Here is a 13,149-nt window from a genome sequence, read left to right on the forward strand (position 1 = left end):
GTGATGTATTTCCCAAAGTCAAAGAGAAATGTCAGCGTGGAGACTGCGCGCAGGTTGCTTGAAGAACTGAGGAAAGATGTGAAGAAGGTTGCAGTGGTGGTATCCCCGGATGCGGAGCAGATAGCGGAGATAGGTGAGCTGGGATTTGATGTGATACAGATTCATGGACAGACCAGCGATGAGCTTATAGAGAGTGCGCATTTGCCTGTGTGGAAGGCGTTCAATGTGAAGGATATGGATATGTACCCACATTATCAAAGCCTTTCGAATGTTGCAGGTTATGTGTTCGATGCCGGTGAACCTGGAAGTGGCAAGACATTTGACTGGAACAGTTTGACGGATATCGACAGAGATGGAAGGCTGTTTGTGCTTGCCGGAGGTCTCACGCCGGACAATGTGCGGCGGGCGATAGAGCAGGTGCATCCTGACGTAGTCGATGTGTCATCTGGCATAGAGTACGATGTGGTAGGTGGCGTCCAAAAATCGGGCAAGGATCCGGAGAAGATGCGCCGGATGAAGAGGAATACCGCTGCTTGGCAGATTTCGGGTAAATCTGATAATTGATTCTCGCTAATCACAGTCAAAATGGTGAAAAAGATACAAAATTGTATCTAAATACTCATATAAGCGGAAAAAAGGACAAAGTTTGGAGACTTTGTCCTTTTTCATGAGATAAACTTAATTTAGCGATAATTTTGTATCTATTTCACGTGCATGGTAAATCCAAATTCCCACTCATCCTCGTCAAATCTGTATTTCTCATCAAGCTCGGGGCCGCAGCTGTTGGAGCCGATTCCGTTCTGGCGATAGTCTATGCACAGGACGGACTTGTCACTCTCTGGCAGCTCGTAGTTGTGGGTTGCCACTGTGAGTTCCTCTGCGGTGTAAGGCGAGGCGTTCATTGAAAATGGCACAGCGGATGTCACGGTTATGCTGTGGGCTGTTGTAGCTGCGATCGTTTCGGCTGTCTGCGCATTGCAAATGCTCTGATATGATGAACCGTTGACAAAGTTATTTTTGTCGGAGCTATTCCTGTCAGACTCGTCGCTTGCTCCAGGGGCACTGACCTGAACAAGGCTACAGTCAAAGTGGCTTCCATTTTCCTGTGGCATGATATAGTCCTCGTGCATCTCGTCAATGGATGCAGAAAATGAGCCATGCCAGCTTGCATGGTGCTTATCTGCGTAGCTTTCATATGGACCCATACCGATATAATTTACATTTCGCATATCTTCTCTCAAAATCATCCTCACGCCAAATCTTGGGAGCGTAGGGAATTCAGCATTTTTCTTTACATGCATTTTTGATTTTATAGTTCCTTCAGGTGTTATTATCCATTCAGCGTTTATCCTCAGAACAGGCTGTACCGTTGGTGCTGAGAGGCTTGACGTGCACGATATCACGGCACATCCATCTTTTATAATGCAGCCAGTCTCATATGTCCTCTCGGATATCATGTCATAGTGGGCTCTTAACCACTCGTTCTTTATATTTCTGTCATTGTCCGTAGGTGCGCGCCAGATAGTCTTGTCGCATGGTGCAGATAGAAGTTCCTGACCATCAACCACAATGTCCGTAAAGTTTCCTGTGTTCCTGTCAAATATATATTCAAAATTACTTCCGCTGACAACAAATTCTGTGTCGCTTTCCGATACATGAAGATGGGCAGAAGCTGTATCCTGAGTAGTCAGATATTGTTCCGCCAAATTCTGCGCCTTGTCCAAAGACGATGCTTTATCCAGGACCTTGTCTGCGTTCTGTTTTTGTGTGGCAAGTTCTATCTCGTCAAATCCCAACACATCACCTTTCTTTACGAATGCACTGTCACAAGCTGCCTTATATATCACACGGAGAAACATTCTGTGTGTAATAATATCTTTTGTGCAATCGGCGACATCTGAACATTCAACAACACTTGAACGATCAGTAACATCTGAGCTGCCAGAAATGTCAGCATGACTTGCTGCATATAAGTCTGACAATGATTTCTGTATATTTGTAACAGGGCTCAGGCGGATAGTTCCGACACTGTGAGGAGCTATGGAAGGCGTGTCGATATCCCCGGATGCGGCAACCTGACCATCTCGCATAACCTCGTAGCTCATTGTGAGGTAGTCCTTGATGTCAGTGAAATCCATGTAGTTGTGCAGAGTCAAAACTCCATTTGTCTCATCATATCCAGTGATCCTTACCGGGCGGTTGATGTTCTTGAATTCAAGAAGTCCTGTGTGTGGTCTGCGGTCCGGATACACCAGACCGTCCATACAGAAGTTGCCGTCGTGGATAGTCTCACCGCTGTCTCCACCATAGGCGTACATATCCTTGCCGTTTGCCGCTTTGCCCCTGTATATGGCGTGGTCGCACCACTCCCATACAAAACCGCCACAGGTGGTCTCATGGCTGTCGAAGAACTGGAAGTAGTCCTCCAGATCTCCAGGGCCGTTGCCCATGGCATGACAATATTCACACAGGATGTAAGGCTTGTCGCCATCACCATCTATATATTCAGCCATCTCGGATATGGATGGATACATTCTGCTGTAGAGATCCAGATTACTGTAATCGTATTTTCTCTTGCCGTCTGTATACTGGGCACTCTCGTAGTGGGTGAGACGGTAGCTGTCATAGGACTTGACCCATGCCAGAGCCTCCTCAAATGTCACGCCGTAAGCACTTTCATTTCCCATGGACCAGATGACCACGCTGGCACGGTTCTTGTCCCTGATGACGCAGCGCCTGATGCGGTCAAGAATGGATTCACAGAATTCAGGATTGTTGGCGATCGGCTCATTCCACCTTGCTGCCTTGTTATCCCAATTATTATCAGAATAGAACAATTCACTTGGACCATGTGCCTCTATGTCAGCCTCGTCTATCACATAGAATCCATATTCGTCGCAGAGATCATAGAAATAAGGAACATTTGGATAATGGCTTGTCCTTATGGCGTTGACATTGTGCCGCTTCATGAGAGACATATCCCTGATGATCTGTTCTCTGCTGATCGTAAAACCGGTCACAGGGTCGGAATCATGTCTGTTCACTCCATGGAACTTGATCGGCATGCCGTTGATGTACACGATCTTATTCTCTATCGTTATCTCCCTGATTCCTATCCTGTCAGTGATGACCTCACCGGCGCATCTTATGATGACAGTGTAGAGATATGGCTTTTCTGCATTCCACAGCACAGGGGAGTCGATCGACAAAGTAATGCTGCTGGAGCTGGCTGCGGTTTTGCCTTCGTCTGCATTGGTATTGGCATCGCTCTGAGCGGAAATTTCACATTTTACACAGCCTGATGAACATATGCTGCCATCGGCGTCCAGAATAGTAACTTCAATATCAACATTTGAATCAGCGCCTTTATCAACCACTGTTTCCGGTTTTGATGAAAAACGGTCTTCAACGCAGGAATATTCTGTAAATGCTGTGAAGTCTATGGTTACATCTGCCTTAGTTGGATCCTTTATATCGTCACAGCTGGTCTTTATGAAATAGTCGTATACAGCACCCTCAGAGCGTTTCAGGATATATACATCCCTGAAAATACCGCTCATGCGGAACTTGTCCTGATCCTCAAGATAGCTTCCGTCGCACCATTTGAGAACCAGCACGCAGAGCCTGTTGGAGCCGTTTCTTATGAATTCGGTTATGTCAAATTCACTGGTCGAATGGGATACCTGGCTGTAGCCAACATACCTGCCGTTGAGCCATACATAGAAACAGGAATCTACACCCTCAAAGTTCAAGTGCGCGAGTGGCGCGTCCTCGTTCTGATCGTAGTCGAAGTCGGTCACATATGCTCCGCATGGGTTGTCCTTTGGAACATAAGGTGGGTCAAATGCAAATGGATACCTGACATTGGTGTACTGGTGATAGTCGTATCCGTGCATCTGCCATACTGATGGAACCGGAATATCATCGAAACCGGATATATCATATCCCTCACTGTGGAATTCGTCCTGAAGCTTATAAATGCTGTCATAGTAGCGGAACTTCCAGGTTCCATTCAGAAACTGTACTCTGTCCGAGTGATCCCTTGCATCAAGGGATGTGCTGTATGCCTTCCCAGCAGGAATATAGTAATTCCTATCCGGCATGGTGTTCTCGTGCAGAATATGCAGATTTTCGTAGTGACGCGGAATGATCATAACAATACCTCCTGTGGTTAATTTAATATATAAAACGTTGTATATTCGTCGTTTGTTAGATATATTATAAGATAACGGCACATGAAAAGTCCATACATATAATGAGACAAAATATGCACATTCTAGTTTTATAAGGCGGATACACCGCACCCTGCAAGTCCGCTTGCAGGGTGAAGTCTCTGAACAGACAAAAGAAAAAGTATAAAGCATACAGGATGTGTCTGCACACGCTTCAAAATAGTGTAAAAATAGTGAAATAATAGTGTGATTTGCCATATAGAAAGGAGCCACACATGTATACAAACTCAGCATATCTTCACAACTCACTGCTCGACATAGTGGACAAGAGCAGACCGCTCATAGTCACAAGCTGCGGAACGTACAAGCTGTATACACAGAAAGAGTTTACGACCTACAGACCTAAGGGGCGTAAGGATTATCAGCTCATATATGTGGCGGCGGGAAAGGCACATTTTGAGATAGATGGGCAGGATGTGATCGCCTGTCCCGGAAGCATGGTGATATACAGGCCGAGACAGATGCAACGGTATGTGTATTACGGAGACGAACACACGGAGGTGTTCTGGGTGCATTTTACCGGGGGAGAGGTGAAGCAGACACTCAGGCGATACGGAATAAATGACGATGTGAATATGTTCTATGGTGGAGACCATGCTGAGTACAGAATTTTGTTCAGGCAAATGATACAGGAGCTACAGCTCTGCCGGGATGACTATGAGGAGATGTTGGAATACATATTCAGACAGATGCTTATCTCAGCTCACAGGCAGCAGGGGCAGGATGATTCCAAAACTGTGTCGGCCATGGCAGAGGAGATGGACCGTGCGGCGGCATATTTTAGTGAGCATTATAACGAGGGAATACTTGTGGAGGACTATGCAAGCATGCACAACATGAGCGTGAGCTGGTTCATACGGAACTTTAGACAGCGCATCGGAACCACGCCCACACAGTACATCATGTCAAAGCGTATAGCTAACGCCCAGATGCTTCTCGAGAGCTCGGACTACAACATGACAGAGATAGCAAAGATAGTTGGATACGATAATCCGCTTTACTTTAGCCGGGTGTTTAAAAAAGAAAAAGGAATGTCTCCTATGGAGTACAGGAAGTCGATCAGACATTGACAAATAACTGGAAAAAATTTATCAATAAGTGTATATATAATATAGAAGAAACTGCTGTGTGTGTGACGGGCAGTTACATATTAAATGAGATATAAATGATTGTTGATTGGAGGAACTGAACATGAAGGTTTTAATGTTGAATGGAAGCGCGAAGCCGCAGGGCAATACATACCGTGCACTTTACGAGGTAGGCGAGCAGCTCAAGAAAGAGGGGATAGACTATGAGATATTCCAGATCGGAGCAGCTCCACTGAGAGACTGCATAGGCTGTGGACAGTGTACGGAAAAAGGCTGTGTGTTTGATGACGATAAGGTAAATGAGTTCGTTGCCAAGGCAAAGGAAGCAGACGGACTGGTATTTGGAACACCTGTATACTATGCTCATCCAAGCGGACGTGTGCAGTCATTCCTTGACAGAGTATTCTACAGCAGCGGCCGTGCATTTGCATTCAAGCCGGGTGCATCTGTGGCAGTTGCAAGACGTGGCGGAACATCAGCATCATTCGATGTGATGAATAAATACTTTGGAATATCACAGATGCCGGTGGCTGGCTCTACATACTGGAATCTTGTACACGGACGCGTGCCTGGAGAGGCTGAGCTGGATGCGGAGGGTATGCAGACCATGAGGAATCTTGCTAAGAACCTTGCATGGATGCTCAAATGCTTTGAAGCCGGCAAGGCAGCAGGTGTTGCACTCCCTGACACGGAGAGAGGCAACCAGACGAACTTTATAAGATAAATTAGTAAAGATTATAATATCGTGAAGCAAATGACAAAGATTGAGTTTAACCTAAATCAGAACATAGTGTTAATGGTAGAAAGAGAGATTACATATGTAATCTCTTGAACTATAGTCAAGGTATGGAAATGGTAAGTATTCTACTGCTAACACTTTTTAAAATATAAATGCGTTTGATTCAAAGGAGATTTGGTTTGTGTTTGTTATTGCTGATAATGTGGCATCCGACAATGATCTGGTGATTCATGTAATTGCGTTTATATTGTGCTTATGATAAATAGAATATGTCAAAATGATAAGCGAGCTGTGGCCTTGTAAAGATCACAGCTCGTCGTCCGTCTCGATATAATCCGGCCGGTTATTGTTCATGGTTTCCTGGCTGGAGATGGTTCTCTGGCGTTTTTCCTGCCGGTAGGCATTAGGCGACATGCCGGTGGTCTTGCGGAAGATCTTGTGGAAAGCCTCGGCGGACTGGTAGCCGCATGAAAATGCAATACTTTCTATAGAAAGCTCAGATATGGTAAGCATATGCTGGGCTTTTGTTATGCGGAAATTCTGCAGGTATTTCACAGGACTCATCCCGGTGTACTGCTTGAACAGGTCGGAGAAATAGCTTCTGTTGATTCCAACGTAGTCAGACAGCTCCTCCACCTTCATTGGCATATAGAGATGTTGTTGTAACTGAACATATTAGCAAAATAATTTGTTGACATCAATATAGATATACTACATTATTGAATTACAAACTAGGTTGATCTGAACTTATATATAATTAAAGAGGGGGATAAAACACAATGAAAAAAATAAGACTAATTCTGGTAATGTTGGCTATTATATGCTCCGTTAATTTTTAAAAAATTACAGTGATTAAAGTTTATGGGGCGGAAGTGCCTGTAGAAAGTTCACAGCAGGCATATGGAAAAGAGGGAAAAAATAAATATAATGGACGAACATCAAACAAAATTAATACAGATAATAATATTTTAATTGGGAAAAGTCAAAAAGAAATCGATAAAATATTAAATGCTAATAAATTTGTTGGAGGTAAGAACAATCCGAAAGTTAATTCGGCGATAGAAAATCCTGTAAGTTATTTGAAAAAGAATGTTGGTAAAAAGACAGATGTTTATAGCCTAAAAAGCTCGAAAATATTGCCGGGCATTGGAAATACAAAATGTAATTCTTTAGGAGGAAATAATAATTGTACGTTGACAGCATTTTATAATATATTAAAATATTATAGAACACAGGGATATAATAAAATACCAAAAGATAATAACAAGATGTATGATATAGTAAAAAAGTGCGCGATAGATGTTGGCTATACAAAGAAAAGGGGATTGCCAGTTAATAAAAATAATAACTTGGTGAAAAGGACGTGGCAAAAGGGATTTGGTTATTCTTCAGGCACTGGAAACAGTAACTATATGTGGACATATTCAACTTTGAAGAAACAAATTGACAGTGGAAATCCTTGTATGTTTTCTATTGCAAATGGATACTATTATAATCATACTGTTGCAGTGGTAGGTTATAAGGAATATAAGAATATGAGAACGGGAAAGGTGTATACGTTTTTGGTGGTCCACGATGGCTGGAGTACCACAACAAGATACATAGCAATGAAAAATACTGGTGCGAGCTATGTCGCGTGTCAAACATCGATAAAGGTTCCGTCAAAAAAGAAGTAGAGGAGAAGAAAATATGAATATGGCAATTGTTGTGGCTGCCATCGGAGTTGTGGCAGTCCTTGTATCAATAGTTGGTATAGCGACTAAAAAGATGCCTTTGGTGATTACGGCAATGGCATTATTAGGTATTTGCATAATAGTTACGGGGGTAGAATTGTATAATGCACAAATGTGGCAGGAAATAGCTGTTGTGGCATTTGCTGTAGGGGGATTGTGCGTATGTGCATCTATTATTATGATTATAATTTGGTGGAAAAGAAAGTAGGAATTTGTAATATGTGTCAGCACTTATATTCTGTAATATCACAGATGACGATCACAGGCTCACCATATTGGAGAATTTTGCACACAGACGCCTGCTGATTTTTAGAAGAATATGCTGATGGCATTGATTTACTTTTGGTTAGCATACAGTAATAATGTCTGGTGCCTTTGCCACTGGAGATAATTTTAAAAATCATCATCTGTATCAATATAATCCGGCCGGTTGTTGTTCATGGTCTCCTGGCTGGAGATGGTTCTCTGGCGTTTCTCCTGCCGGTAGGCATTAGGCGACATGCCGGTGGTCTTGCGGAAAATCTTGTGGAAAGCCTCGGCGGACTGGTAGCCGCATGAAAATGCAATACTTTCTATAGAAAGCTCAGATATGGTAAGCATATGCTGGGCTTTTGTTATGCGGAAATTCTGCAGGTATTTCACAGGACTCATCCCGGTGTACTGCTTGAACAGGTCAGAGAAATAGCTTCTGTTGATGCCTACGTAATCCGACAGCTCCTCCACCTTCATAGGCATACTGTAGTGGTTCTGAATGTAGGAGATGGCGTGGTTTACGTAGGCATTTCCCGATGGAGTCTCCAGCTTGTCTTTCTGTGCATTTGCGATGACAGACAGAGCGAGGTAGAGCATGCCCATGAGCCTGAAGTGATCTGCGTGATCCGAGGTGTTGTGAGCAAGCATATCAAATACGTACTTTTTCAGTTTGTCGCCATCCTCGCAGGTGAATATAGGCTGGTTCTGGGTGAGCCCGATACTGCTCAGCGTGTCGTGGGCGCATCTGCCCGAGAAACCGAACCATACATAACGCCATGGATGGTGTTCGTCCGATATATATGTGGCGGGGGTGTCAGGTTCAATGAGGAAGCCCTGACCCTTTTTCAAATGATAGTGGGCTCCCTTCACATAGAAGTCGCCCTCCCCCTCAAGTACAAAATGTATAAGGTAGAATGTTTTGACCGCAGGCCCTGCCTTGTGCAGCGGTTCGGTTATTGAGTGTCCGAACACATTCAGGTAGAGGTCTGTATCATTCTCCTGGGGGAATTCCATAACAATCTTATTTTCCATTTTACAAACTCCGCATTTTCTTAATAAAGTAACTTCATAAATTGATCTGATAATCTTCAGGAGATTTTGGCAAAGTCCATATACAGATTCTCGTACTGTTCTAAATTTATAAGATCTGAACGTTTCTGTAATGAAGGCATATGAACTCGTTCTCTCATTATAATATATAAGAGTATAACATACATTCAACCGGATTATCCATACAATAATATGTTCCGCCAGAAAAACAATCTAACAAATGGACATATATTTGCAACGCTATGCCATGTTCAAAATCTGTATATTGTTATAGAATTATATTCACAAAGCAAGAAGCGCAACGGCGTAGCGCAGAAAATGTGCGCAATATGGACAACAAAATAACGGACATTAAGAAAAAAATATAAAAAGATGGAGAAAGGTGGAGTTACAGACAATGAAGAAAATCGCAGAATTAAAGGAAATTATCGCAGGTGGAGAGTTTGACGAGAAGCTTGCACAGATCTATCTCGACAAGGATATGATCCCATACAACAGGGAAAGATATGTAAAAGCTCTTGATAAATTTACAGAGTTATTCGGAGATCAGGAGGTTGCTATCTACAGCGCTCCTGGAAGAAGCGAGGTGTGTGGAAACCATACAGACCATCAGAACGGACATGTACTTGCTACATCGATCAACCTTGATGCCATAGCAATTGTGGCACCTAGAGAGGACGGCGTGATCGAGCTTGTGTCAGACGATATGCCTAAGGAAGTTATCAATGTAAATGATATCGAGCAGGATCCTGCACTTGAGGGAACAACAACAGCGCTTATCAAGGGCGTTGTTGCAGGAATCAGAGACTACGGATTCAAGGTAGGCGGTTTCACAGCATTTGTGACAAGCGATGTGCTCATGGGAGCAGGAATGTCATCATCAGCAGCATTTGAGAGCCTTATAGGAACTATCCTTTCAGGCCTCTACAATGACATGAAGGTTTCATCAGTTGATGTTGCAAAGATAGGACAGTACGCAGAGAACGTATACTTCGGCAAGCCATGCGGACTTATGGATCAGATGGCATGTGCAGTCGGAGGACTTATATATATCGACTTCTTCGACAAGGCTAATCCTGTCATCAAGCAGGTCCCAGTTGACTTTGAGGCTCACCAGTACAGCCTGTGTATCGTTGACACAAAGGGTTCACATGCAGACCTCACAGACGACTACGCAGCAATCCCTGCAGAGATGAAGCAGGTTGCAAATTACTTCGGCGAGGAACTCCTCAGCAGAGTTTCAGAGGAGGATTTCATCAGCAAGGTTGGTGAGATGAGAGCCAGCGGCAAGGTGAATGACAGAGCAGTCCTTCGTGCGCTTCACTTCTACACAGAGCAGGACAGAGTTGCAGAGGGTGTTGCAGCACTTGAGAATCAGGAATTTGACCATTTCCTCGATGTTATAAAGAGAAGCGGAGATTCATCATTCAAGCTTCTTCAGAATATATACAGCGCAAAGGATCCACTCACACAGAACGTATCAATAGCACTTGGATTCTCAGAGAAGTTCATCGGCGAGGATGGTGTGTGCAGAGTACACGGCGGCGGATTTGCCGGAACCATCCAGGCATTTGTCAAGAATGCGGCTGTTGCTGAGTACAAGAAGAACATAGAGTCGATCTTCGGAGAGGGCGCATGCCACGTCCTCAAGGTAAGACCTTACGGCGGAATCAAAGTAGTTGAGTAGATGTCACAATTTTCCGAAGGGAAATTGTGATGTAGCACCAGCCATTTGCCGAGGAGGTGCCCATGTGTCGGAGACGCATATCGCATGGCACCGACGGACTGCCGCCGACCCTAGGGAGGGGGCGATACCAGACAAGGCAAATTTTGCATGGCTGGTGTTCCCGCCTCGTTTAGGGAAATGAAATGTAGAGATAGTAATGAGAAAGAAGGGTTACAACCATGATAGATACAAATATCAAGCAGCTTGTTGAGTACGGAATTGCAAATGAGCTGATAGAGGAAGAGGATAGAATATATACGACCAACACCATCCTCGAGATGCTGAAGAAGGACAGCTACGAGGAGCCGGGTGAGGTGCCAGCTATAGATACACCGGAAAAACTTGAGGAGTGTCTCAAGGGGATTCTGGATTACGCAGTTGAGAATGGACTTATCGCAGAGAATTCAGTTGTCCTCAGAGATCTGTTCGACACGAAGATCATGAATGCGCTGGTTCCAAAGCCAAGCCAGATCATAAAGACATTCAGAGAGAAGTATGCAAAGTCCCCAGAGGAGGCAACAGACTTCTATTATAAGCTCAGCAGAGCGACAGATTATATAAGAACATACAGAGTTGCAAGGGATATCAAGTGGGTAAAGCCTACAGAGTATGGTGATATCGACATCACCATCAACCTTTCAAAGCCTGAGAAGGATCCGAAGATGATCGCCCTTGCCAAGACCATGTCACAGTCATCATATCCAAAGTGCCAGCTGTGTATGGAGAACGAGGGATATGCGGGAAGGATCAACCATCCTGCAAGAGAGAACCACAGGATCATCCCTATAGAGGTAAATGGTAGCAAGTGGGGATTCCAGTATTCTCCATATGTATATTACAATGAGCACTGTATCGTGTTCAACGGACAGCACATCCCTATGAAGATAGAAAAGGCTACATTCCAGAAACTATTTTCATTTGTTGGACAGTTCCCACATTACTTCCTAGGATCAAATGCAGACCTTCCTATAGTAGGTGGATCTATCCTCACACACGATCACTTCCAGGGCGGACGTTATACATTTGCCATGACAAAGGCACCTGTTGAGACAAAGATTACATTTGCAGGATATGAGGACGTTGAGGCAGGAATCGTGAAGTGGCCTATGTCAGTCATAAGACTTGACGGAGAGAATCCGGACAGGATCATAGATCTTGCTGACAAGATCCTCGGTGCATGGAGAGGTTACACAGATGAGGATGCGTACATATTCGCTGAGACAGACGGCGAGCCACACAACACCATCACTCCTATCGCAAGGATGAGAGATGGCAAGTACGAGATGGACTTAGTCCTTCGTAACAATATCACCACAGAGGAGCATCCACTTGGACTTTATCATCCATGGGAGCAGTACCACAACATCAAGAAGGAGAACATCGGACTCATCGAGGTTATGGGACTTGCGGTGCTTCCTGCAAGACTCAAGGGCGAGATGGAAGAGCTTGCAGAGGTTCTTGTGGCAGGTGGAGACATCAAGGCCCACGAGAATATAGCAAAGCATTACGACTGGGTACAGACTTTCATTGGAAAGTACGATATAAATGCGGATAACGTACACAAGATACTTCAGGATGAGATCGGCGATGTATTCGCAAAGATCCTTGAGTGTGCAGGCGTTTACAAGAGAGATGAGGCCGGAAAGGCTGCATTCCTCAAGTTCGTAGATTATGTGAATGCACAGTAATATAGTGTGCACTAAAAATGCAATAATATATGTGTATCTGTGATAGACGTATTCCATAACTAATATTTATTAATGCCACATTTTATTGTGCATAACAGGATGTAGTGGTATAGTGTTGGAGAAAACGTCATTGCAAAATAAAAATGTTTATAAACTGGTGATCGACATTTGCGCAAGACATTAACAGTGCCCCCAAAAGCACAGGTGTCTGGCAGATGGTTATGAGTCACAGTATCATAAAGGAGGAAAACATTATGAAAATTTTGGTAACAGGCGGAGCAGGTTATATAGGAAGTCATACATGTGTTGAGCTGCTTAATGCAGGCTACGAGGTAGTAATTCTCGACAACCTTTACAATGCCAGCGAGAAGGCAGTCGACAGAATCAAGGAGATAACAGGAAAGGATCTCACATTCTACAAGGCAGATATCCTTGACAAGGAAGCTATGGACAAGATATTTGCAGATGAGAAGCCTGACTGTGTAATACATTTTGCAGGACTCAAGGCAGTTGGTGAATCAGTTGTAAAGCCACTTGAGTACTATCAGAACAACATCACAGGAACTCTTAATCTGTGCGAGGTTATGAGAAAGAACGGATGCAAGAACATCATCTTCTCATCATCAGCTACAGTATACGGC

The 13,149-nt window shown here is 44.0% G+C and carries 10 protein-coding genes and 1 pseudogene; 8 read left to right on the plus strand and 3 right to left on the minus strand.

Going from position 1 to position 13,149, the window contains the following annotated elements:
* Positions 1-564: phosphoribosylanthranilate isomerase (locus tag ABUA34_RS12025; RefSeq protein ID WP_349823386.1), on the plus strand; the 564-nt coding region annotated here is incomplete at its 5' end.
* Between the two features lie 137 nt (positions 565-701).
* On the opposite strand, the gene ABUA34_RS12030 is transcribed toward ABUA34_RS12025, so the two are convergent.
* A complete protein-coding gene (locus ABUA34_RS12030) occupies positions 702-4,154 on the minus strand; it encodes a glycoside hydrolase family 2 TIM barrel-domain containing protein (RefSeq protein ID WP_022217018.1) in 3,453 nt (1,150 codons plus the stop codon).
* 293 nt (positions 4,155-4,447) lie between these two features.
* On the opposite strand from ABUA34_RS12030, the gene ABUA34_RS12035 reads away from it, so the two are divergent.
* Together ABUA34_RS12035 and ABUA34_RS12040 are read left to right on the plus strand one after the other, a co-directional pair.
* A complete protein-coding gene (locus ABUA34_RS12035) occupies positions 4,448-5,302 on the plus strand; it encodes a helix-turn-helix domain-containing protein (RefSeq protein WP_022217017.1) in 855 nt (284 codons plus the stop codon).
* 121 nt (positions 5,303-5,423) lie between these two features.
* Positions 5,424-6,044 carry a flavodoxin family protein gene (locus ABUA34_RS12040; protein WP_015534585.1) on the plus strand — a complete coding sequence of 207 codons (621 nt, stop codon included), beginning with the start codon at positions 5,424-5,426 and terminating at the stop codon, positions 6,042-6,044.
* Between the two features lie 321 nt (positions 6,045-6,365).
* Here the strand turns inward: ABUA34_RS12040 and ABUA34_RS12045 are convergent.
* Positions 6,366-6,710: pseudogene (locus ABUA34_RS12045) on the minus strand (helix-turn-helix domain-containing protein); the annotation flags it as partial.
* A 197-nt stretch (positions 6,711-6,907) separates the two neighbouring features.
* On the opposite strand from ABUA34_RS12045, the gene ABUA34_RS12050 reads away from it, so the two are divergent.
* Positions 6,908-7,735 carry a C39 family peptidase gene (locus ABUA34_RS12050; protein ID WP_055147448.1) on the plus strand — a complete coding sequence of 276 codons (828 nt, stop codon included), beginning with the start codon at positions 6,908-6,910 and terminating at the stop codon, positions 7,733-7,735.
* Between the two features lie 13 nt (positions 7,736-7,748).
* Positions 7,749-8,000, plus strand: coding sequence for a hypothetical protein (locus tag ABUA34_RS12055; RefSeq protein WP_022217014.1), 252 nt, complete (start codon positions 7,749-7,751; stop codon positions 7,998-8,000).
* A gap of 185 nt (positions 8,001-8,185) precedes the next feature.
* Here ABUA34_RS12055 and ABUA34_RS12060 read toward each other — a convergent pair whose 3' ends face one another.
* On the minus strand, positions 8,186-9,076 hold the full coding sequence (locus ABUA34_RS12060) for an AraC family transcriptional regulator (protein ID WP_349823387.1): 891 nt from the start codon (positions 9,074-9,076) through the stop codon (positions 8,186-8,188).
* Between the two features lie 415 nt (positions 9,077-9,491).
* Here ABUA34_RS12060 and ABUA34_RS12065 point away from each other — a divergent pair, with 415 nt between their 5' ends.
* From ABUA34_RS12065 to ABUA34_RS12075, 3 genes are all read left to right on the plus strand, one after another.
* Positions 9,492-10,781 carry a galactokinase gene (locus ABUA34_RS12065; RefSeq protein WP_015534589.1) on the plus strand — a complete coding sequence of 430 codons (1,290 nt, stop codon included), beginning with the start codon at positions 9,492-9,494 and terminating at the stop codon, positions 10,779-10,781.
* A 218-nt stretch (positions 10,782-10,999) separates the two neighbouring features.
* Positions 11,000-12,508, plus strand: a complete 1,509-nt coding sequence (gene galT, locus ABUA34_RS12070) for a UDP-glucose--hexose-1-phosphate uridylyltransferase (protein ID WP_349823388.1) — start codon at positions 11,000-11,002, stop codon at positions 12,506-12,508.
* Positions 12,509-12,762: 254 nt separating this feature from the next.
* On the plus strand, positions 12,763-13,149 hold a 387-nt coding region (locus tag ABUA34_RS12075), incomplete at its 3' end, for an SDR family NAD(P)-dependent oxidoreductase (protein ID WP_349823389.1).

The organism is Coprococcus sp. RTP21428st1_C9_RTP21428_210409, assembly GCF_040227395.1.
GTDB lineage: Bacteria > Bacillota > Clostridia > Lachnospirales > Lachnospiraceae > Coprococcus > Coprococcus aceti.